Source organism: Streptomyces sp. NPDC044002 (assembly GCF_056434525.1).
In genome coordinates this window covers 1-20,706 of the sequence record NZ_JBWKEZ010000086.1, presented here as the reverse complement: position 1 = coordinate 20,706, position 20,706 = coordinate 1, and the positions used below count along the sequence as shown (strand labels likewise).

Below are 20,706 nucleotides of genomic sequence, written 5' to 3'. Positions count from 1 at the left end.
GTGGGCCGTACGGGTGAAGGTCCGCCGCTACAGGTCCAGGACGAGCCGGTCCGAGTCCGCGCGGGAGACGCACAGCAGCATGGAGCCGGCGCGTTCCCCGTCGGTGAGGAGTTCGTCGCGGTGGTCCACCCTGCCTGCGAGGACCCGGTGCCGGCAGGTCCCGCAGAAGCCCTGCTCGCAGGAGTACGGGGTGCCGGGCAGTACGCGGCGCACCGCTGCCAGCGCGGACTCGTCGGCCGCGACCTCCACGGCGGCGCCCGTGCGGGCGAGTTCCACCGTGAAGGGCTTCGCCTCGGCGGGGGCCGCCGCCGCGAAGCGCTCCAGCCGGACCGCGTCCGGGTCGGGGACGGCCTCGGTGACCGCCCGCATCAGGGGTTCGGGGCCGCAGCAGTAGACCAGGGTGCCCGGCCGGATCCCGGACAGCGGGGCCAGGTCGGGCAGGCCCGCCTCGTCCTCGGCGGCGACCGTCACCCGGTCCCCGTAGGCGGCGAGTTCGGGCAGGAACGGCATCGAGGCGCGCGAGCGGCCCCCGTAGAGGAGGGTCCAGTCGGCGCCGGCCGCGGTGGCGGCGCGGAGCATGGGCAGGACCGGGGTGATGCCGATGCCGCCCGCGACGAAGGCGTACGAGGCCGAGGGCTCCAGCTCGAACCGGTTGCGCGGCGGGCGCACCCGCACCTCCATGCCCTCGGCCAGCCGTTCGTGGGCCTCGCGGGATCCGCCGCGGCCGTCGGATACGAGCCGGACCGCGATGGTCCAGCGGCCCGCCTCGGCCGGGTCCCCGCACAGCGAGTACTGGCGCACCAGGCCGGAGGGCAGCGTCAGGTCGACGTGTGCGCCCGGGGTCCAGGACGGCAGCTCGTCGGACTCCAGCACCAGGCGCAGCACGCCCTCGGCCGGCTCGGTGCGGGAGGTGATCCGGGCGTGCAGGGTCCGGCGCGGCGAGTACCCGGACACCGGCTCCTCCAGCGCGGGCAGGGGCCACAGGGGGGAGCGGCCGATCCGCCTGATCAGTGCGCGCCGGGCCAGGACGGCGGCCCCCGCCACCGCCGTGACGGCCAGGGCCCGCCTCACGGCCGCACCCCGCCGTTGGCGCCGGGGGAGGAGGCGAGGTAGGCGACGGCCTGGGCGGTGGAGCCCTCCTGAGAGGGGTGGTAGGTACGGGAGAGGTAGGTCGGGATGGACCGCGCCATCGCCCCGGCCGAGGGCAGCACGCCCTTGCGGCCGGCCCGCAGGAACTGCCGGTAGGAGGCCTTGGCGCCGGGCCGCTTGGGGTCGTTCTCCACGAAGAAGCGGGCGCCGCGCTGCCAGAGGAAGAGCAGGGCGGCGAAGGCGCTGGCCCAGGTGCGCACCCTGCGGCGGTAGTTGCCGTCGAGGTGCATGAAGAGGTCGAAGGCGACCGAGCGGTGCTCGACCTCTTCCGCGCCGTGCCAGCGCAGCAGGTCCAGCATCATCGGGTCGGCGCCGCGCCGGTCGAGCTCCTTCGCGTTGAGCACCCAGTCGCCGAGGAAGGCGGTGTAGTGCTCGATCGCGGCGATCATGGCGACCCGTTCCAGGAGCCACCACCGGCGGGCCCGGCCCGGGGGGAGGGTCCGGTCGCCGAGGAGCTTCTCGAACATCCAGTCGACCTGGGCGGTGTAGGGGGTCGGGTCGAGGCCGAGGCGCTTGAGGTGGGGGAGCACGTCGTCGTGCGCGGCGGCGTGCATGGCCTCCTGCCCGATGAAGCCGATGACGTCCGCCCGCAGCCGCTCGTCCGTGATGAGCGGGAGCGCCTGCTTGTACACGTGCACGAACCAGCGCTCACCGGCGGGCAGCAGCAGGTGCAGCACGTTGATGGTGTGCCCGGCGAAGGGCTCGCCGGGCAGCCAGTGCAGCGGGGTGTCCTCCCAGGAGAAGGACACGTTGCGGGGTTCGAGGTCTATGTGTTCCGACGCCACGGGGGCGGGGGCGGGCGGCCTATTAGACATGGCGTCAATGTACTGACGGGTACCCGCCAGGAAAACCCCTTGGCACCACCGAATCCACCGGGAACGCCCCGCCAGGGGCGCGAGGAACTGCGCGCCCAGCCACCGACGGCCGGCAGTCGACACACAACGGGTCTCACCCCCAGGGGCGCGGGGAACTGCGCGACCAGCCACGGCGGACCCGCAGCCGAAACGCAACGCACCGCACCCCACCCGGCAAACCTAGCGGAGCGCCCCGGCCTTGCTGCCGTCCGTCAGCTTCCCCGACAGGTCCACCTGCGCCCCCTCGGGAGCCTTCAGCGCCAGCCGGTTGCCGTTCGCGCTCCCGCTCACCCCCGCGCCCGAAGCCGACAGCGAGGCGAACTGCGCGCTGCCCGCCGCCAGTACGTACCACTGCCCCGCGCGGGACTTCCACAGCACCCCGGCCAGCACCCGCGGCTCCCGCGGCCCGCACGCTGGCGAGCCCTCCGCCTTGGCCGCCTGGGCCGCCAGCGGCGCGCCCGGGGCCAGGAACTGGGCCTGTACCCGGTCCGCCGTGCCCCGCCAGGTCTCGGCCCGGCTGCACAGCCAGGTGGCCGTCCCGTCGCCCTCGGGCAGCGGCTGCTTCGCGTACGTCCAGGCGTTCACCGACCGCACCCCGTGCGAGCGCACCGAGGGCAGCAGACAAGCCGTCTTCGACCACTCCCCGAGCTCCGCCGCCTCCGTGACGTCCCGCGCGGCGCCCGGCGCGCCCGAGGTCAGCCGGGCCGGGGTCAGCTCGCCCAGGTCGGTCACCAGCCGGGTGGCGCCGTCGCCGGTCAGGGACAGCGCGCTCCAGCCAGTGCAGTCGCCGTTCGGGGCGGGACCCAGCACCGGCGGGGTGGCCCCGTCCGGGGTGAGCTTCAGCGCGGCCGGCTCCTCGCCGGGCTTGAGCAGGTCGCGCAGGGCGGCCCCGGTCACCCAGGGGGCCGTCAGGTAGCGGACGTTGCCGTCGACCCGGCTGAGCACCAGCGCCGTCGCCGTGTCGGCCGTGGCCCCGTCGGTCCGGGCGAAGTCGAGGGCGGCGCCGGCCGTCCCGTTGCGCGGCTCGGCGTACCGGACCACGCGCAGCCCGTCGTACAGCAGGACCACCACGGCCTGGTCGACCGTGCCCGCGTAGAGCAGCTGCGGCGGGCCCATCGGCGGCCCCGACGGGGTGCCCGGGGTCGCCGAGACCACCACCTCCTTGCCGGGCCGGGCCCACACCGCGAGCGCCCGGCGCAGCAGCTCCGCGTCCTGGGTGCGGTCGCCGCGCGCCGGCCAGGCGGAGTAGTCCGTACGGGAGGACGTACGCCACACCGTGGGCGCCACCCGCAGCAGCTGCCCCGGGTCCAGGGCCTGTTCGGCGGCCGCGTTGCGCGCGTACAGCGGGGCGGAGGGCCCGTCCGAGCCCCAGCCCCCGCCCGGCAGCGCCAGCAGCGCCCCGCACACCGCGAGCGCGGCCGCCGCGGCCAGCCCGGCCCGCGCGAGCCGGCGCCGCCGCAGCAGGTCGGTGGGCCGGGCCTGGAGCACGCACGGGTCGAACTCGGGGGAGGAGAACAGGCCGTCGTGCGCCGGATCCCCCGACTCCGCGACCGCCGCCGCCGGGTCGGCGACCCCGGCCTCCGCGAGCACCCGCAGCACCTCCGGCCCGTCCAGCCCCTCCAGCGCCCGCAGCACGCAGGCCGCGCGGCCCGGGCCGTTCAGGGTGGCCAGCCACTGGTCCAGCGCCAGCTCCTCGGCCCCGCCCGCGCGCGGGAACAGCCGCAGCCCCCAGACCTGCGGCAGCAGCGCGGGCAGCTGCCCGCGCAGCGGGAGCGCCTTGAAGGTCAGCGGGATCCCCGCCTCCAGGGCGGAGCGCAGCACGCGCAGCCGGACGTACGCGTACCCGGACTCGGGCCCGCCCAGCCCGCCGCGCTGCGCCGGGACCCCGCCCTGCACGGCCGCCGGATCGGCGCCCCGCCGCCCGCGCGGCAGCGCCCGCTGGGTCAGCGAGTGGGCGGTGAGCACCCGCCGGTTGCGGCCGAGGGAGGGCGGCAGCACCAGGTAGGCCAGCCGCACCAGCCGCGGGTAGTGCTCGACGATGGCGGCCTCGGCCTGCTCGACGTCGGGGGGCAGGGGGCGGGTGGCGGTATCCGGCGCAGTCACGTTCAGCAGAACGAGCGAATCGTCGGATGGTCACCCGCCTTCGCGCACCCGTTCGGGCGAATTCCGGGTTTCGAGGTGTACGCGCCGGGTTGCCGGAATTGCGGGATTACGGGATCGCGCGATTACGGGATCAGGCGATGAGCTTCGCGCGCAGCGCCGCCACGGTCTCCTCGGAGACGCCGAGGCCCTCGTGCACGTACTTCTCCATCGAGCCGTAGCGGACGCGGACCTCGTCCAGGCCCGCCTCCAGGTAGGAGGGGAACACCCCGATCAGCGCCAGGGCGATGTCCGGGTCCCCGCCCGCGGCGGTGAAGCCCTCGATCAGCGGGGCGAAGGCCTCCTTGACCGCCGGATTCACCGACAGGTACTCGGCCATCAGGGTGTCGTCGTCGGCGCCGAGCAGTGCGAGTACGAGCGTCGCGCCCCAGCCCGTACGGTCCTTGCCGGCGGTGCAGTGGAAGAGCAGCGGGCCCCCGTCGGGGTCGGCGGCCTCGGTGAGCAGCGTGCGGTACGCGGCGTGCGCGGAGCCGGTGCTGACGAAGGAGCGGTACACGGAGCCGAACAGGGCCTGGGCCTTGCCGCCGCCGAGGTGCTCCTCGGCCACGGCGGGATCCCCGAGGAGGTCCTTGAGCTGGGTGGCGGCCGGCATGCGGTGGTCGCTCATCTTGTCGGCCAGCACGTCGCGCACCAGCAGCCGGACCCCGTCGGGTATCCGGTCGGGGTGGTCGGCCCGCTCGGCGTCGCTGCGCAGGTCTATGACGGTCCGCAGCCCCAGTGCCGCCACCGCCGGGTCGGCGTCGAGGTCGAGCCGGTCGAGGGCGCCCGCGCGCAGGACCAGGCCGGGGCGGACGGTGCGGCCGCCGGCGAGCGGGGTGCCACCGAGGTCGCGGAGGTTGGCGACGGTGGTGGAAGGGGTGGCGGTCATCGTGGCGGCTCCAGCGGTGAGGCTCGGCGGACTGCTTGTCCGTGGTGTTCGTACTGCCCGTCCTTTGTGAGGGGGATCGGGTCAGGTATGTGCGATTTTCCGATGGTTTGATCGGGAAAGACAATCGACGGCGACCGACAGCCCTATGCCCACGCCCAGCGCCACGAGGTGGCCGGCGTCGGTGAAGGTCCGCCCGCGCCGCAGCACCGGCTGCGCGGCCACGGCCAGCAGGCCCGCCCGGGCCGCGTTGCGCACCGTCCCGCGCGGCAGCGCCGAGGTCAGGGCGCCCAGGACGGCGTTGAAGCCGTAGCTCGTGCCGACGTCCAGGGCCCGGCGGGTCTCCCGGTCGGCGGTGCGGCGCAGGGTGCCGTAGACCAGGAGGGTCGCCGCGGCGTGCCCGAAGAGGAAGACGGCGGCCGTCCACCACGCCCCGTACGCGTACTCCGCGTAGCCCAGGACCGCGACCAGCAGGAGGGCGTACGGCAGCGGCATGGGCTCCTCGACCACGAAGGCGCTGCTCAGCAGGGTCTCCCAGTGGCCGGTGTCGAGGTTGTCGACGTTCGTGGAGCAGCCGCGCAGCACCCGCTCCCGCTCGGCCGGATCCAGCCGTTCGAGGGCGTGGGCGCCGAGTTGGACGCCGCCCGCGTAGGCCGCTCCCAGCGGCAATGACCATGACCATGGCGATGGATTCACCGGTCCATGATCGGATACGGCCCTCTTGTGCGAGGCGGCGGGCCCCGTGAGACCATGACCGGAACATGACTGAAACCCCACCCTGTGCGCCGATGCGCGGTACGCGGGCCGCGATGTTCGCGGCCGTGTGCGTGGCATTGGGTGCGGTGGGGCATTCGTACATGTCCGGGATGAATGTCCCCCTCGGCAGCCTGCTGGCCGCCTTCGCCGTGACCGGGGCCCTCGCCTGGGCCGCCGCCGGACGGCGCTGCGGACCGGTCGGCATCACCGCCGCGCTGCTCGCCGTACAAGGGGTCCTGCACCTCGCCTTCTCCGCCGGCCAGGCCGCGGGACACGGGCACACCGCGCCCTCTCCCGCGGAGCCGATGCCCGGACACCACCACGTACCCGGCATGCGGATGGACGCCCCCACGGGCACCGCCGCGGCGGCGGACGGAGCGGCGGGCGCCGGTGACATGGCGAACGGCATGGCCGACATGGCCGGCATGGCGGGGCACGGCGGTCTCGGGATGATCGCCGCGCACGTCCTCGCCGGGGTCTTCTGCGCCGCCTGGCTCGCCTGGGGCGAGGCCGCCGTCTTCCGGCTCGCCCGGGTCCTCGGCGCTGCCACGCTGCTCGCCGCCCGGCCGCTCGCCCGCGTACTCGCGCTGCTGCGGACCCGGCCGGCCCCCGAACTGGCCCCGCCCGCACACCGCCCCGCGCACGAACGCCCGCGCCGGCTGCGCGGAGCCGTACACGCCCACACCGCGGTCCGCCGCGGTCCGCCCGGGTGGCGGGAGACCCACAGCACGGCCCCGAGGCCGTGCCGCCAGAGCCCCGCCCGGCCGACGGCCCCCGCCGCATACGCACACCGCGTCGCCGCGGGCCGCCGGTGCGCCCCATCGCGCGCGCACGCACCGGCCGGAGCGGCACCGGCGGCACCCGTTCCGCACCCCGCGCGCGCCTGACCGGCGCGCTCCCGGACGTCGGACGGGACGGAACCCGGGGCCGGTCCCCCCGTTTCGCCGAACCCCAGGACCGAACATGTCCCTTGACGAACTCCAGCACGGCCCCGCCCGGGCGGCCGACGCGGCAGACGCCGCCAAAGCCGCCGGTGCAGCCGAAGCCGCCGAAGCCTCCGAAGCCCCGGCCAAGTCCCCCCGCCGCACCGGCGGGGGCTGGGCCGCACTGCGGCCGCTGCTCCTGCGCATGCACTTCTACGCGGGCCTGCTGATAGCCCCGTTCCTCTTCCTCGCCGCCGCCACCGGACTGCTGTACGCCGGCTCGTGGCAGGCCGAGCGCATCCTCTACTCCCACGAGCTGACCGTCGACAGCGTCGGCGAGCGCGCCGTCCCGCTCGGCACCCAGGTGAAGGCCGCCAAGGCCGCCGCCCCCGAGGGCAAGGTGCTCGGCGTGTGGCCCGCCCCCGAGGCCGACGCGACCACCCGGGTCATCATGGAGAAGCCCGGACTCGGGGAGGGCAAGACCCTCACCGTCTTCGTCGACCCCTACACCACCGAGGTCCGCGGGCAGCTCACCACCTCCGGTGACGCGCTGCCGCTGCGGGCCTGGCTGAGCGAGTTCCACGCGAGCCTCCAGCTCGGCGAGTTCGGCCGCAACTACAGCGAACTCGCCGCCAGCTGGCTGTGGGTCGTCGCCCTCGGCGGCCTCGCCCTGTGGATCGGCCGCCGCCGCACCCGCAAGGCCCACCTCGTCGTCCCCGACCGCAAGGCCACCGGCCGCCGCAAGACCCTCTCCTGGCACGGCACCGTCGGCCTGTGGGCCACCGTCGGACTCGTCGGCCTCTCCGTGACCGGCCTGACCTGGTCCAACTACGCCGGCGAGAACATCGGACAGCTCCAGGACCGACTCGGCGGAGCCACCCCCTCCGTCGCCGCCAAGCTGAACCCCGGCGCGGCCGCGGGCGCCGACGGCGGCGACGAGCACGCCGGGCACGTCATGACCGACGGTATGGAGATGCCCCCGCCGGCGCCCGTCGCCGACATCGGCATCGACAAGGCCGTGGACGCCGCCCGGGCCGCCGGAGTCACCGAGAGCCTGCGCGTCACCCTGCCCGCCAAGGGCAAGGGCTACGTGATCAAGGAGAACGACAAGACGCTGCCGGTCCACCTGGACTCCGTCGCCGTCGACCCCGCCGACGGCCGGGTCATGGACACGCTGCGCTTCGCCGACTACCCGCTGCTGGCCCAGCTGACCCGCTTCGGCATCGACCTGCACATGGGCCTGACCTTCGGCCTCGCCAACCAGATCGCGCTGGCCGCCCTCGCCGTCGCCGTGATGTTCCTCATCGTGTGGGGCTACCGGATGTGGTGGATGCGCCGCCCCACCAAGGAGGACCGCCGCTCGGTCGGCCGCGCCCAGCCGCGCGGCGCGTGGCGGAAGCTGCCGGTGACCGTGCTGCTGCCGCTCGCCTGCGCGACGGCGGTCGTGGGCTGGTTCGTCCCCCTGCTGGGGCTCAGCCTGGTGGCCTTCCTCGTGATCGACCTGGCCGCCGGCTTCGCCGCGCGCCGTCGCGCGGCGAACGCCGCCGCCTGACCGGGGCCTGAACGGCGGTGGGCCCGTACGCGCGAGAGCGAGTACGGGCCCACCGTCATGCCGGACGTCATGCTCCGGGCGTCAGGGCGTGTACTTGTACCCCACGCGGCGGACGGTCTGGATCGCGCCGCGGTGCGCCGCGCCCAGCTTGCGGCGCAGCCGGGCGATGTGGACGTCGACGGTCCGGCCGTCGCCGACGTGCCCGTAGCCCCACACCGTCGTCACCAGCTGGTCCCGGCTGTGCACCCGGTGAGGGTGTGCCACCAGGTGGGCGAGCAGCTCGAACTCCAGGTAGGTCAGGTCCAGCAGCTCGCCGTCGACCTCGGCCGTGCGCTGCGCGGAGTCGATCCGCACGAGCGCGTCTCCGGTCGTCGCCGACCGCTCGGACGCAGGCTGGGCGTGCGGGGCCGCTCCGGCGACGGGCACGGGCACGGGGACGGACTGCGGGGCGAAGGCGATCTGCTGCTGGTCGGCCGGTACGAGTACCAGGTAGCCGACCATCGGGGGCTGGCCCGGCAGCGTGGGAACGGCGTGCTGGGGCGCGGGCAGCCAGGTGGCGCCCGGCGGGAGCAGGTCCACCACCCGGGCCACCTCGTCCCGGTCCACGGCGCGCAGCCGGTGGCGGGGACTGGGCGGGAAGGGCAGGGGCGCGGAGGTCGCAGCGGAGGCGGCAGAAGCGAAGGAACGGGTGTTCGTCATGAGTGGTCAGCTCTTTCACGCGGAGTGATCGGCAGAAGACGTACGTGTGCATGTGCGAGTGCACGTAGTCGTTGCGTACCGCGCAGACCGAAGGCCCCGGGGCGGGTCTGGTGAGAGGGTCCCGGAGGCTTTAGAGGGCCAGCGCGTTCTCGGCGCGGCAACACACCCGGTCGAAGTCGTGATCCTGACGGGACGGCCAGAACGGCTCCAGGTCGCTGCGACCTGTCGGGAAGTACGAATGGCTGGCCATGAGCGCCATTGAAGCAGAAAGGAGGCGCCCGGGGCAGGCGGCGTCTCACTTCGTGGATCGGAATCTCATATTCCGTCGTCAAGTCTTCGTTGGGCCGTCACAATCCCGACATACCGTCAACCAGAAAGCCGCTTCCGCCAGTCCAGTCCGGTCACCCGTATCGCATCGTGGGCCGATCCGTCCCACCCCCACGCCAGCCCCACGCCGTCCAGCGCCGCGACCACCTCCCGCCCCACGGAGGCCGTCAGCTCCTCGTCGGGCTCGAAGCCCCCGTAGAGGAGGTACAGGTCCCCGCCGTCGGCCGCCCCCTCCGTGCACTGGGAGTGGAAGAAGACGAAGCCGCGGGCATCCTCCTCGCCGTCGGCGTGGATCTCGCCGAGGCCGCAGGAGCGGCAGCAGGTGAAGTTCTCCCGCGCGGTGATCCCGCTCGCGTCCAGCGCCGCGAAGGCCCGGGCCAGCCGCTCCGGATCGGTCTCGCCCACCCAGCCGGCCTGCTCCGCGACCCGCTCCCGCCACAGCCGGTCCACCAGCTCCGCCGCCTGCGCCCGGGACACCGGCCGGTCGTCGCCGGACACCAGGTACTCCTCGGCGTTCTCCGTCAGCACCGCCCGGTCGTCGTACCCGCAGCGCAGCCAGCCCCGCACGGCCTCCGTCAGCTCTTCCTCCACCTCCGGGTCCAGCGGCGCCACTTCCTCGACCGGAAAGTCCAGCCGCTCCCAGACCGGCCCCCGGTCCCACTCCTCCTCCATCGCCGCCCAGCGGAGCATCACCTCCACCACCTCCTGCGCGGAGTCCACGAACGCCTGGAAGTGCCGGTCGGGTGCGCCCGCGCGGTGCTCCAACTGGTAGTCGCCGCCGGTCTCGTGCCAGACCTGCACGTAGACGTCCGGGTCGTCCGGGACCCGGTTCACGACGAGGAACCGGTCGCCGTCCCCGCCTATGCCCGCCACGAGGGCGGACAGCGGCCCGCGGCTCCCGGGGCCGGAGAGGTCGTGGTGGCGGCCCGGCTCGGTGTGGACCCTGACGGGGTGGACGGCGTCGTCGGTGGGCTCGGTGTTCATGAGGACACCGTGGCAGGTGCCACTGACAACGGGGGCGGCGCCCGCCTCCGGGAGGGGAGGGGGCGCCGCCGGTACTGCCGTGTTCGGGGGTGGTCCGTCAGACCAGGCCGTCCTTCTCCAGGCCCGTGCAGCAGGTGTCCGTGATCAGGCGGGTCACCACGTACGGGTCCACGTTCGCGTTCGGGCGGCGGTCCTCGATGTAACCCTTGCCGTCCTTCTCCACCTGCCACGGGATGCGGACCGACGCGCCGCGGTCCGAGACGCCGTAGCTGAACTCGTTCCACGGGGCCGTCTCGTGCAGGCCCGTCAGACGCTCGTCGATGCCCGCGCCGTAGTTCTTGACGTGGTCCAGCGGCTTGCTGCCCTCGCCCAGCGCCTCGCACGCCGAGATGATCGCGCGGTAGTCCTCGCGCATCGCCCTCGTGGAGAAGTTGGTGTGCGCGCCCGCGCCGTTCCAGTCGCCCTTCACCGGCTTCGGGTTCAGCGTCGCCGACACGTTGAAGTCCTCGGCCGTGCGGTACAGCAGCCAGCGTGCGATCCACAGCTGGTCGGAGACCTCCAGCGGGCCCAGCGGGCCGACCTGGAACTCCCACTGGCCGGGCATGACCTCGGCGTTGATGCCGGAGATCTCCAGGCCGGCGGCCAGGCAGTGGTCCAGGTGCTTCTCGACGATGTCGCGGCCGAAGATCTCGTCCGCGCCGACACCGCAGTAGTAGCCGCCCTGCGCCGCCGGGAAGCCGCCCACCGGGAAGCCGAGCGGGCGGACGCCGTCGAAGAAGGTGTACTCCTGCTCGATGCCGAAGATGGCCTCCTGCGGGGCGAACTTCTCCGCCACCGGACGCAGCAGCGCGCGGGTGTTCGACTCGTGCGGGGTCATGTCGATGTTGAGGACCTCGCACAGGACGAGGACGTTGTTCCCGCCGCGGATCGGGTCCGGGCAGGAGAACACGGGCTGGAGGACCCGGTCCGAGGCGTGACCCTCGGCCTGGTTCGTGCTCGAACCGTCGAAGCCCCAGACCGGCAGCTCCGCACCGTCAGCGAGGATCTTCGTCTTGGAGCGGAGCTTCGCCGTCGGCTCGGTGCCGTCGATCCAGATGTACTCAGCCTTGTAGCTCACGGGACCATCCTGACTCTGCGGGTGCTGCTGCGGGTGCTGCCGGACGCTGCGGGACGCTGCGGGACGCTGCGGTGCTGACCGCAGCGTGCCCCGTGGCGATTTCTCATCCGTTGCCCATGTGTGAACCCTGTGTTACCGGGGTTTACGCCGCAGGTCGGGTGGCTTGATCGAGTCGGTCGCCGTACATCCGTCCGAGTGGGGCAGACTGAGCGGGTGAGCATTTCGTACGATTTGAACTCCGCCGGTGGCGCCCCGGATGACGGCCGCCGCCGCCCCCGCCCCCGCGTGGGCCTGCTCGGCACCGGCCCCTGGGCCCGCCGCACCCACGCCCCCGCACTCGCCGCGCACACCGGATCCGAGTTCGCCGGAGTCTGGGGCCGGCGCCCCGAAGCCGCGGCCGAGCTCGCCGACGCGTACGGCGTGAAGGTGTACGAAGACCCCGACGCGCTGTTCGCCGACTGCGACGTCGCAGCCTTCGCCCTGCCGCCCGACGTCCAGGCCCCGCTCGCCGTGCGCGCGGCCGCCGCCGGCTGCCACCTGCTGCTCGACAAGCCCGTCGCCACGACCGTGGAGGACGCCCGCGCCGTCGCCGACGCCGCCGCGGCGCACGGCGTCGCCTCCGTCGTCTTCCTGACGCTGCGCTTCGCCGAGCCGACCGCCGGATGGGTCCGCGAACAGGCCGGGCGCTCCGGCTGGTTCACCGCCTCCGCGCACTGGCTCGGCGCGGTCTTCCCGCCCGACGGCGAGCCCAGCGCGTACGCCGACTCCCCCTGGCGCAAGGCCAAGGGCGGCCTGTGGGACGTCGGCCCGCACGCCCTGTCCGTCCTGATCCCGGTGCTCGGCGAGGTCACCGCCGTCACCGCCACCGGGGGCCCGTCCGACGTGGTCCAGCTGGCCCTGCGGCACGCCTCCGGAGCCGCCAGCACCGCCGTCCTCAGCCTGGGCGCGCCGCGCGCGGCCGCCGGGGTGGGGCTGGAGCTGCGGGGGGCCGAGGGTGTCTTCTCGCTGCCGGACTGGAGCGACGTACCCGGCGCCTACGGGCGAGCCCTGGACGCACTGCTCGACGCCGCCCGGACGGGCGTGCCGGACCCGCGCGGGGCGGAGTTCGGGGCCCGGCTGACGGAGATCCTGGCGCAGGCGGAGGGGCAGCTGGGGCGGCTGCCTACTTGATGAAGGCGTTGGCGATGATGATCGCCAACCCGATCGCGGCGTCGGCCAGGCCGATGAGCAGCGCGGACGCGATCCGGTAGCCGACCCGCAACGCCACGAAGGCCCCCCAGGCGAACAGCAGCGCGGTGTTCAGGCCGAGCCCGACCGCCGTCACCCCGTACGGCTCCCAGTGCGCGATCTCGGCGAGCAGGAGCAGGAGCAGGGTGGGGAGGGTGGCCGCGATCATCGGCCACTCGTTCCACAGGGCCCGCCCCAGCAGCCGCCACCGGTGCGCGGCGGCGCCGGCCATGTGGTCGGCCATGTGGTGCGCGTACCCGTGCGCGAGGGCTGCCGCGGCGGCGGTGACCAGGATCCAGGCGGCGTCGGCGAGCGGGGTGTAATGCGCACCCCGCTCGTCCAGCGCCGCCAACAGCGCACTGGCCAGCACGGTCCCGTACACCCCGCCGAACATCCAGTCGGCGCCGCGGTGGGGGTGGGGGTGGTGTTGGTCGGGCATGTGGGGTCCTTTGGTGCGGGTTCGTCCGTATTTGCTCCTCGGGCCACCCTAAGGGGGAGAGGGGTGGGGGCGGTGTGAAGGCGGGGGCGGGGTGGGGGTGGGCGGGGTCCCCTGGGGCGGTCTCAGGGAGGGTTGGGGGCTTCCCGTCAGTCCCATCGTCCTTCCGGTTCGGGTCGGTCCCTCAAGGGCGCTCCTTCGTCGCGTCACTTCGTGATCGCCTACGGCGACCCTTGACCGACCGACCCGAACCGGAAAGCCGAAAGACTGCCGGGAAACCCCCAAAGAAACGGCACGGTCGATAGTTGGAGGGACGGGCGTCTCAGGGACCAAGCGAGGGGCCGGGGGCCGGCCCGCCGGGCATCCGGGCCGCCACGAGTCGAGATTCCGAGCCGTGGCCCGGCTACCCGCACGAGAGGTCAATCAGAGCGACCTGCGGGGCCCCCAGGTGCGACAGATCGCTACGCGCTCCTCTGATCTCGGCGGCTGACGGCCGTCCGGGGCTGATATCCGTAACAGAAGGTGAGACGGGAGTGGGTACCTTGATCCACACAGCTGATCGATTTCTGAAGAAAGCCTCATCGTGAGCGATTCGCGCCCCCACATCCTCTTTTCGTTCGGCACGTTGATGGACCCCAAGGTCCAGACGGCCCTCTTCGGGCAGGTCGTGCCCAGCCGACCCGCGTCGCTGGCCGGGTACGCGACCAGGTCCCTGAAGATCACCGACCCGGACGTGATCGCCGCCAGTGGTCTCGACGTGCACCTGATCCTGGAGCGCAGGATCGGCAGTGCGGTCGAGGGCGTCGTGCTTGAGCTCACGGACGAGCAGTTGGCGGAGGCCGACGACTACGAGGTCGACGACTACGCGCGACGACGGGTGCTCCTCGCCTCCGGGGAGAGCGCCTGGGCGTACCTGGACGCGAAGCCGCTGCAGCCGGCGGCGCGGATCGTGATCGTGGGCGACAGCATCGCCTACGGGCGCTGCGATCCGCAGGGGGGATGGGCCGCCCGGCTGGCGGCTTCCCACATCGCCGGGAACGAGGCCGCGCACCGGGTGTTCAACCTCGCCATACCCGGCACCACCCTGGCCGCCGTCAGCGAGCAGACGCCGCCTCTTCTGGCTCCCCGTCTGCCCGACACGATCGTGGTTGCCGCAGGGATCAACGACTCCGCCGTGCCCCTGGCGACGCCCAACGCAGACGGGCTGGCGGGCATCGTGGACGGTCTCGACGCGCTGGCGGCCACCGCCCACGCCCACAACGCGCGCCTGGTCGTCCTGGGGCCGATCTGGCTGGACGAAGAACGTACGGGGGACTACGAGGGGCTGTGCTTCACCCAGGCCCGGGCCCTGACCCTGCGGGAATCCCTGCGTACCTGGTGCGCCGACCACCATGTCGACTTCGTCGACATGTGGGAGCCCCTGCGCGACAGGGCCGACCTCCTCGTCGACGGCATACACCCCACGGCTGAAGGCCACCAGGCGCTCTACGAACACCTTGTCGGCTGACCGCTTCAGCCTTTTGCCGCGTCCGGCGTCCGTGGAGCTGTAGTGCGGGCGTTCCACCATGGATGAAATGTCCGATTCTTGCGAGAGTGAGGAATCCATGGCCGGAGTGGCGAGACGGGGGAGGGGCGCGGTCTACCGATGGCTCCTCCTCCTGGTTCTGGCACCGCTGTTGATGCTGACGGGCGGCCCTGCGCACGCTCAGGGGGCCTGGCTGACGACGGCGCCGCTGCCCGCGGCCCGCACGAACATCGCGGGGGCGACGGCGGCCTGCCCGTCGGGCGTCGCGGGGCTGAGCGGGACGTGCGTGTACGCCATCGGCGGTATGACGGGGAACACGGTGGAGGCGTTCAGCCCGGCCACGAACCGGTGGGCGGCCTTGCCCCCCTTGCCCGTACCGCGAACTCGTGTCGCGGCAACGACCGCCCCGTGCCCGGGCCTCGCGGGCCTGTTCGGCAACTGCGTGTACGCGTTGGGCGGCGGGAACGACACCAGTGCCGTCGCCACGGTGGAGGCGTACAGCCCCGCCACGAACCGGTGGGTGTCGCTGCCGCCGCTGCCCAATGCCCGTGCCTATATGGCGGCGGCGACCGCACCGTGTCCGCCGGGCGTCACAGGCTTGACCGGTACCTGCGTCTACGCGTCCGGTGGCTCCGTCGGCCTCAACCTGGCCGGCTCCACGAACATGGTGGAGGCGTACAGCCCGGCGACGAACCGATGGGCCACCCTCCGTTCCCTGCCCACGAGCCACGGAGCAGGCGCCGGAGCGGCAGTGCCCTGTCCCCACGCCGTCCTGTCGCAGCAGCAGTCCTGCGTGTACGTCGCGGGCGGCTTTCCGGGTCCCGCCCAGCCGGAGGAGAACCACCGCAAGGTGGAGGCGTACTACCCCGGTGCCAACGTCTGGGCGACGCTGCCCTCACTGCTCACCATCCGAACCCTTCTGGCGGGCGCAGCGGCCCCCTGCCCGGCCCGTCCTGCGGAGACCTGCTTCTACACCTTCGGTGGCACGGCCTCGGGCGTACCCCTGGACACGGTGGAGTCGTACAACCCCCTCGACAACGTCTGGTCGACCCTGCCCTCACTCCCCACCGCCCGCTCGTCCCTGGCCGGGGCGACAGCGCCCTGCCCGGCCAACCTCAACCGCACGTGCGTCTACGCCATTGGCGGCACGGACGCCGGCGGGAACCCCGTGCCGACCGTTGAGGCCTTCGACATCGAGAGGTGACAACGAGACCGGCACACGCCGAGACCGGGGAAGCGCGTAGCGATCTGTCGCGCTCACGCGCTTCCCGCCCCTCCTGATCCCCCTCTGGTGCGGGTATCGGCCACGGACGGTCGTCGGACGCTGAGCCGGGAGGAGCGCGTAGCGATCTGGCGCGCCTGGGGGCTGCCCAGGTCGCTCTGATCAACCTCTCGTGCGGGTAGTCGAGCCTTCGGTCCGAATCGCAGATGTGGGGGCCCGGATGCCCGGCGGGCCGGCGCCCGGCCCCTCGACTGGTCCCTGAGGCGCCCGTCCCTTCTCCTCTGGACCGTGCCGTTTCTTTGGGGGTTTCCCGGCAGTCTTTCGGCTTTCCGGTTCGGGTCGGTCGGTCAAGGGTGGCCGAAGGCCATCACGAAGTGACGCGACGAAGGAGCGCCCTTGAGGGACCGGCCCGAACCGGAAGGACGATGGGACTGACGGGAAGCCCCCAACCTGCTCTGAGACCGCCCCAGGGGACCCCGCCCACCCCACCCCCGCACGCGGAAAGGGCCCCGCCCAACCCCGGACGAGGCCCTCCCCACCCCCCTCCCGGTCAGTCGCCGGTGTTGGTGGCCCAGACGGGGCGGCCCGAGCCGTCGTAGACGACGGCGTTGCCGTCGTCCTGGACCGCGAGGTAGCGGCCCTTGTTCCAGGTGCCGGCGGCCCAGACGGGGGTGCCGGAGCTGTCGTAGACGACGAAGTTGCCATCCTCCTGCATGATGGCGGTCGCGGCCCTGGGCCGGACGTTCGGGGCCTGCCAGACCGGGCGGCCGTCCTTGTAGAGCACGAAGTTGCCGTCCTCCTGGACCCGGAGGACGGTCCGGCCGTTGCCGGAGGTCCAGGCCTGGTTCTGGCGGATGGTGGAGGGGGCGTAGAAGTGGGCGTCGCGCCGGAAGGCGTTGGCGGACGCGGCCGCAGCGTTGGCGGGGGTCGCGTCGGCGGCCGGTACTGCGGTCAGAACGGGCAGGAAGGCGAGGGCGAGCGCGGGCAGACCGCGCCTCACGAGGTTCTTGATCATGGCGACCGTTCTAGGTGCCCCGCACATGCCCGCGACAGCGCAGAAACGACGGCCTCACCCGTTCGGCCCATCCCTTTCACCAGCCGAAACGCCACTGCGCCTCAGGCGTGCGGCTACGAGGTCGCCGTGACTCCGCTGAGGAACGCGCCCCAGGCCGCAGGGGGCCCTCCTCGCCCGGCATCTCGAGCTCGTGCAGCTGCACGCCCGGTGGTCGGGAAGACCGTGTGGGCCGAGTGTGCCCTCAGGGGGTGAAGGCCTCCCGCGCCGCCGTCAGGAAGTCGCGGATCGTGGTGCGCTCGGCGGGGGAGAGGGGGGTCAGGGCTTCCAGGACGCCGTTCAGCATGGGGCCGAAGAACTCCTGGCCCAGGGTGACCGCCTCCGGGCGGACCCGGATGAGGACGCGGCGGCGGTCGGCGGGGTCGCGGACGCGCTCCACGTGGCCCAGGCGCTCCAGGCGGTCGACCACCGCCGTGGTGCCGGCCGAGTTGAGGCCGAGTCGGGTGCCCAGGAGGCCCGGGGTGGCCGGTTCGGCGGCTCGGACCGTGTCCAGGAGGCAGATCAGGGCCCGTACGTCGGTCGGGTGCATGCCGTTGGCGGCGGCGAACTCCGCCTGGCGGAGGCCGAATTCAACGGTCACCGCGCGCAGCAGGTGCACCAGTTCAAGGTTGTCGTCCACATCGCTCCGCTCTAGTATCTCTCGCTGGGCGAGATTATCGCTCAGCGAGGGATTGGAGTCGACCGTGTCCCGCACAACCTCCCGCAAGACCTCCCGCATCGCCATTCCCACCTCCTTCCGCACCGCCTACGGCCAGGCCCTCGCCCAGTGGCCCGTCCCCGTCGAGGCCGTGGACGTGCCCACCCCGTACGGGGTCACGCGGGTCAACAGCTGCGGGCCCGCCGATGCCGCCGCGCCCCCGCTGGTGCTGCTCCCCGGCGGCGGGGCCACCTCCACCGTGTGGGCGGCCTGCGTCGCCGCCGGGCTGGCCCGGACCCGGCGGGTGTACGCCGTGGACCTGGTGGGGGAGCCCGGGCTCAGCGTGCCGGCGGCCGGGCGGGCGGTGCGCCGGGTCGGGGATCTCACCGCCTGGCTCGACGCACTGCTCGACGGTCTCGATGACTGCGACGGCCTCGGCGGCGGGCCCGTGACGCTCGCCGGGCACTCCTACGGGGCCTGGATCGCCGCCCACGCCGCCGCGCGGCGGCCCGGGCGGTTCGACCGGCTGGTCCTGCTCGACCCGACCCAGGTCTTCGCCGGGCTGCGCCCCGGGTACGTGCTGCGGGCGCTGCCGATGCTGGTGCGGCCCACCCCGGCGCGGGTCCGGTCCTTCCTGGCCTGGGAGACCGGCGGGGCGGCGCTCGACCCCGCCTGGACGCGGCTCCAGGAGGAGGCGGCCGCCTTCCCCGCCGTGCGGCCGGTCACCGGCCCGCGCCCCCGCCTGGCCGGGCTCGGGGAGCTCCCGGTGGAGGTCCTCTTCGCCGGGCGGGCCCGCTGCCACGACCCCCACCGGGCCGCCGGCGCCGCGCGCCGGGCGCTGCCGGGCGCGCGGGTCGGCGTACTGGCCGGGGTCTCGCACCACGCGCTGCCGCTGACGGCGGCCGGGGAGATCGTCCGGCGGCTGGCGGCCCCCGTCGGCCCCGTCAGCCGGCGCTCGGCTTCGGGCCCTTCATGACCTTGCTCAGGGCTGCCAGGCCCTGTTCCTTCATGCCGCGGACGTAGTCCCAGCCGTTGTGGTCGCCGCCCTGGATCTCGTACAGGTCGATCTTGATGGGGCCCTTGCCGTTCTCGCGCTGGAACTTCTCCAGCCGGTCGCGGCCGCCTTCCTTCGTCCCGTACTGGAAGTTGACGTAGACCTCAGGCCCCTTCGACTGGATCAGCTTCTGGGCCAGCTTGGCGGGGTCGTTGGCGTCCATCTCCGCCTTGTTGTTCTTCCACAGCGGGGAGTCGGGGGCCGTCTCGCCGCCGTTCGCGATCACGCCGCGGAACTTCTCCGGGTGCTGCATGACCTGCTTGAGGCCCACGAAGGCGCCGGAGGAGTTGCCCATGATGGCCCAGCCGTCGCGGGACTTGTACGTGCGGAAGTTGGCCTTGGCCAGGTCGGGGACGTCCTCGGCGATCCAGGTGCCCATCTTGGGCTGCCCGGGGATGTCGGAGCCGTCGTAGTAGTTCTTGTTGTCCGGGTTGAGCAGCGGCATGACCAGGATGAAGGGCAGGCCCGTGCCCTTGGCCGAGGACTCCGCTATCGCCTTCTGGAGGCCGATGTTGGGCATGGTCGCCCAGTAGTTGTCGGGGTAGCCGTTGCCGCCGGGCAGGGCGATCATCACGGGGAAGGCGCTGTTGGCGTACTTCGCCTCGTCGTACTCCTTGGGCGTCCACACCCAGACGTCGCCCTCGAAGCCGGACTTGGCGCCCTTGAGCCGGGTCTTCGATATTCGGGTGCCGTCGTCGAGCTTGCTCGACTGCTTGAACTGTGCGGCGGGGCCGGTCGGCAGCGATATGTCCGGGTCGGGGCCGTTCGCGGTCGGGCCGCCGGAGGCCGCGCCGCCCTGGGCCGGGGGCTTGGGCTTGGCGAAGGTGACGTCCTCGCCGTTGCCGTCGAACCAGTCGGTCCCCCAGTACGCGTAGCCGCCCCCGCCGGCGAGCAGCGCGGCGATCACGGCCGCGCCGATCCAGAGCCTGGCCTTGGACCGCTTGGGGCGGCGCGGGCCGAAGGGCGGCTGCCCGCAGTGCACGCACAGCTGCTCCGTGCCGGCACCGGGGCCGTGGCCGGGGCCGTGGCCCATGGGCGGGTGCCCGTACGACGGCTGCGGCTGCGGCTGCTGCGCGTACGGCGATGTCTGCGGGTACTGCTGCTGCAACGAACTTCACTCCGAGCGGTCGGGGCTGCCCAGCGGGCGAGCGGCGGTATCTCCCTGTCAGTCCTGATGGGAGAACGTACCTTCCGGTTGCAGAACAGGCAGAATTTGCCGCATTTGTTCAGTTATCAGGTGGCCGCCGGTGGTCACCTGCGGCCGCCGGTGGTCACCTGCGGCCGCCCGTGGTCACCCGCGGCCGCCGGCGGTCACCCGCGGCCGCCGCCCGACCGGGAGAGGGCCTCGCGGACGGCCTCCTCCGAGCGGGCGACCACCGCCGTGCCGTCCTCGGCGGTGATGATCGGGCGCTGGATCAGCTTCGGGTGGGCGGCGAGGTGGGAGATCCAGCGGGCCCGCGCCTCCTCGGTCTCCTCGCGCGGCAGGTCCCGTACGCCGGTCTCCTTCGCGAGGGCGTCGGAGGTGCGCGTGATGTCCCACGGCTCCAGCCCGAGGCGGCCCAGCACCTCCCGGATCTCGTCCTCGGACGGTACGTCCTCCAGGTAGCGGCGCACCGTGTAGTCGGCGCCCTCCGCGTCCAGCAGGGTCAGCGCGCTCCGGCACTTCGAACAGGCGGGATTGATCCAGATCTCCATGCCCGCAAGGGTAGTCAGACTCTGTCCGGCCAGGGCTTTTGTCAGTGCCCCCCGGTAAAATCGAAGGAGAACGACAGGAAGCCAACTACCGTTTGGGAGGCTGTAGATGGCCGCTGCCGCGATCATTTCGATGCCCAAGAAGAAGCCGCTGCCGGCGGGCCTGCCCCGCGAGTGGTACGAGAACCACAACCGCCGCCTGAAGGCGATGCGGCTCGCGATCTCCCTGCTCGACACGGGGACGTACGACGCCAAGCGTGCGACCAACCGCAAGATACGCACGATGGCGGTCCGGGTGGGGATCCACCGTCCGTCGAACGTCACCTGCCGGATGGTCCGGGCCTTCATCGTGGCCAACGGCGGCTGAGGCACGGGGGCGGGGGGGGGGGGGGGGGGGGGGGGGGGGGGGGGGGTGTCTGTTTCCTGCTCCACTTTTCCCTCCCCCCGGCCCCCCC

At 73.2% G+C, this 20,706-nt stretch carries 20 protein-coding genes and 1 pseudogene; 8 read left to right on the top strand and 13 right to left on the bottom strand.

What is annotated here, in order from left to right:
• Positions 1 to 27: 27 nt before the first annotated feature.
• The 5 genes from AC07A6_RS37185 to AC07A6_RS37165 all read right to left on the bottom strand — a co-directional run bounded on the left by AC07A6_RS37185 (position 28) and on the right by AC07A6_RS37165 (position 5,697).
• On the bottom strand, positions 28 to 1,071 hold the full coding sequence (locus tag AC07A6_RS37185; protein WP_478780076.1) for a PDR/VanB family oxidoreductase: 1,044 nt from the start codon (positions 1,069 to 1,071) through the stop codon (positions 28 to 30).
• Positions 1,068 to 1,964, bottom strand: a complete 897-nt coding sequence (locus tag AC07A6_RS37180) for a metal-dependent hydrolase (protein ID WP_362469843.1) — start codon at positions 1,962 to 1,964, stop codon at positions 1,068 to 1,070. Before AC07A6_RS37180 ends, AC07A6_RS37185 begins: the two co-directional genes overlap by 4 nt.
• A 219-nt stretch (positions 1,965 to 2,183) precedes the next feature.
• Positions 2,184 to 4,106 (bottom strand): hypothetical protein, encoded by a 1,923-nt coding sequence (locus AC07A6_RS37175; protein WP_478780075.1) that lies wholly within the window; start codon positions 4,104 to 4,106, stop codon positions 2,184 to 2,186.
• A 130-nt stretch (positions 4,107 to 4,236) separates the two neighbouring features.
• A complete protein-coding gene (locus AC07A6_RS37170) occupies positions 4,237 to 5,031 on the bottom strand; it encodes a tyrosine-protein phosphatase (protein WP_478780074.1) in 795 nt (264 codons plus the stop codon).
• 81 nt (positions 5,032 to 5,112) lie between these two features.
• The gene (locus AC07A6_RS37165) at positions 5,113 to 5,697 is read right to left on the bottom strand and encodes a rhomboid-like protein (RefSeq protein ID WP_362469834.1); all 585 of its coding nucleotides are present in this window, start codon (positions 5,695 to 5,697) and stop codon (positions 5,113 to 5,115) included.
• A 92-nt stretch (positions 5,698 to 5,789) separates the two neighbouring features.
• On the opposite strand from AC07A6_RS37165, the gene AC07A6_RS37160 reads away from it, so the two are divergent.
• Positions 5,790 to 6,671, top strand: coding sequence for a hypothetical protein (locus AC07A6_RS37160; RefSeq protein WP_478780073.1), 882 nt, complete (start codon positions 5,790 to 5,792; stop codon positions 6,669 to 6,671).
• Positions 6,672 to 6,747: 76 nt separating this feature from the next.
• Complete coding sequence (locus tag AC07A6_RS37155; protein WP_478780072.1) at positions 6,748 to 8,259, top strand: PepSY-associated TM helix domain-containing protein; 1,512 nt, start codon at positions 6,748 to 6,750, stop codon at positions 8,257 to 8,259.
• Between the two features lie 81 nt (positions 8,260 to 8,340).
• On the opposite strand, the gene AC07A6_RS37150 is transcribed toward AC07A6_RS37155, so the two are convergent.
• The 3 genes from AC07A6_RS37150 to glnII form a co-directional block, all read right to left on the bottom strand.
• Entirely contained in the window at positions 8,341 to 8,958 is a 618-nt protein-coding gene (locus tag AC07A6_RS37150; RefSeq protein WP_478780071.1) for a winged helix-turn-helix domain-containing protein, read from the bottom strand.
• Between the two features lie 366 nt (positions 8,959 to 9,324).
• Positions 9,325 to 10,269 carry a DUF6891 domain-containing protein gene (locus AC07A6_RS37145; RefSeq protein ID WP_478780070.1) on the bottom strand — a complete coding sequence of 315 codons (945 nt, stop codon included), beginning with the start codon at positions 10,267 to 10,269 and terminating at the stop codon, positions 9,325 to 9,327.
• Positions 10,270 to 10,366: 97 nt separating this feature from the next.
• Entirely contained in the window at positions 10,367 to 11,386 is a 1,020-nt protein-coding gene (glnII, locus tag AC07A6_RS37140) for a glutamine synthetase (RefSeq protein ID WP_362469819.1), read from the bottom strand.
• Positions 11,387 to 11,617: 231 nt separating this feature from the next.
• Here glnII and AC07A6_RS37135 point away from each other — a divergent pair, with 231 nt between their 5' ends.
• Positions 11,618 to 12,556: a Gfo/Idh/MocA family protein gene (locus AC07A6_RS37135; protein ID WP_478780081.1), complete on the top strand. Its 939-nt coding sequence runs from the start codon at positions 11,618 to 11,620 to the stop codon at positions 12,554 to 12,556.
• Here the strand turns inward: AC07A6_RS37135 and AC07A6_RS37130 are convergent.
• Positions 12,549 to 13,052, bottom strand: coding sequence for a hypothetical protein (locus AC07A6_RS37130; protein ID WP_478780069.1), 504 nt, complete (start codon positions 13,050 to 13,052; stop codon positions 12,549 to 12,551). The two genes, AC07A6_RS37135 and AC07A6_RS37130, sit on opposite strands and share 8 nt — an antisense overlap.
• Before the next feature lie 580 nt (positions 13,053 to 13,632).
• Here AC07A6_RS37130 and AC07A6_RS37125 point away from each other — a divergent pair.
• The 3 genes and pseudogenes from AC07A6_RS37125 (at position 13,633) to AC07A6_RS37115 (ending at position 15,778) form a co-directional block, all read left to right on the top strand.
• A complete protein-coding gene (locus AC07A6_RS37125) occupies positions 13,633 to 14,556 on the top strand; it encodes a GDSL-type esterase/lipase family protein (RefSeq protein ID WP_478780068.1) in 924 nt (307 codons plus the stop codon).
• A gap of 58 nt (positions 14,557 to 14,614) precedes the next feature.
• Positions 14,615 to 15,061, top strand: a pseudogene (locus tag AC07A6_RS37120) (Kelch repeat-containing protein); the annotation flags it as partial.
• 111 nt (positions 15,062 to 15,172) lie between these two features.
• Complete coding sequence (locus AC07A6_RS37115; RefSeq protein ID WP_478780080.1) at positions 15,173 to 15,778, top strand: Kelch repeat-containing protein; 606 nt, start codon at positions 15,173 to 15,175, stop codon at positions 15,776 to 15,778.
• Between the two features lie 568 nt (positions 15,779 to 16,346).
• Here the strand turns inward: AC07A6_RS37115 and AC07A6_RS37110 are convergent.
• Positions 16,347 to 16,811, bottom strand: a complete 465-nt coding sequence (locus tag AC07A6_RS37110; protein WP_478780067.1) for a hypothetical protein — start codon at positions 16,809 to 16,811, stop codon at positions 16,347 to 16,349.
• A 241-nt stretch (positions 16,812 to 17,052) separates the two neighbouring features.
• Positions 17,053 to 17,586: a MarR family winged helix-turn-helix transcriptional regulator gene (locus AC07A6_RS37105; RefSeq protein WP_478780079.1), complete on the bottom strand. Its 534-nt coding sequence runs from the start codon at positions 17,584 to 17,586 to the stop codon at positions 17,053 to 17,055.
• Between AC07A6_RS37105 and AC07A6_RS37100 the strand changes: the two genes are divergently transcribed.
• Positions 17,552 to 18,481 (top strand): alpha/beta fold hydrolase, encoded by a 930-nt coding sequence (locus AC07A6_RS37100; protein ID WP_478780066.1) that lies wholly within the window; start codon positions 17,552 to 17,554, stop codon positions 18,479 to 18,481. The two genes, AC07A6_RS37105 and AC07A6_RS37100, sit on opposite strands and share 35 nt — an antisense overlap.
• Here AC07A6_RS37100 and AC07A6_RS37095 read toward each other — a convergent pair.
• Positions 18,450 to 19,667, bottom strand: coding sequence for an alpha/beta hydrolase (locus AC07A6_RS37095; RefSeq protein WP_478780065.1), 1,218 nt, complete (start codon positions 19,665 to 19,667; stop codon positions 18,450 to 18,452). The genes AC07A6_RS37100 and AC07A6_RS37095 overlap by 32 nt on opposite strands.
• Before the next feature lie 203 nt (positions 19,668 to 19,870).
• A complete protein-coding gene (locus AC07A6_RS37090; protein WP_362474400.1) occupies positions 19,871 to 20,254 on the bottom strand; it encodes an ArsC/Spx/MgsR family protein in 384 nt (127 codons plus the stop codon).
• 106 nt (positions 20,255 to 20,360) lie between these two features.
• Between AC07A6_RS37090 and AC07A6_RS37085 the strand changes: the two genes are divergently transcribed.
• The gene (locus tag AC07A6_RS37085; protein WP_007263742.1) at positions 20,361 to 20,618 is read left to right on the top strand and encodes a hypothetical protein; all 258 of its coding nucleotides are present in this window, start codon (positions 20,361 to 20,363) and stop codon (positions 20,616 to 20,618) included.
• Positions 20,619 to 20,706: the final 88 nt, after the last annotated feature.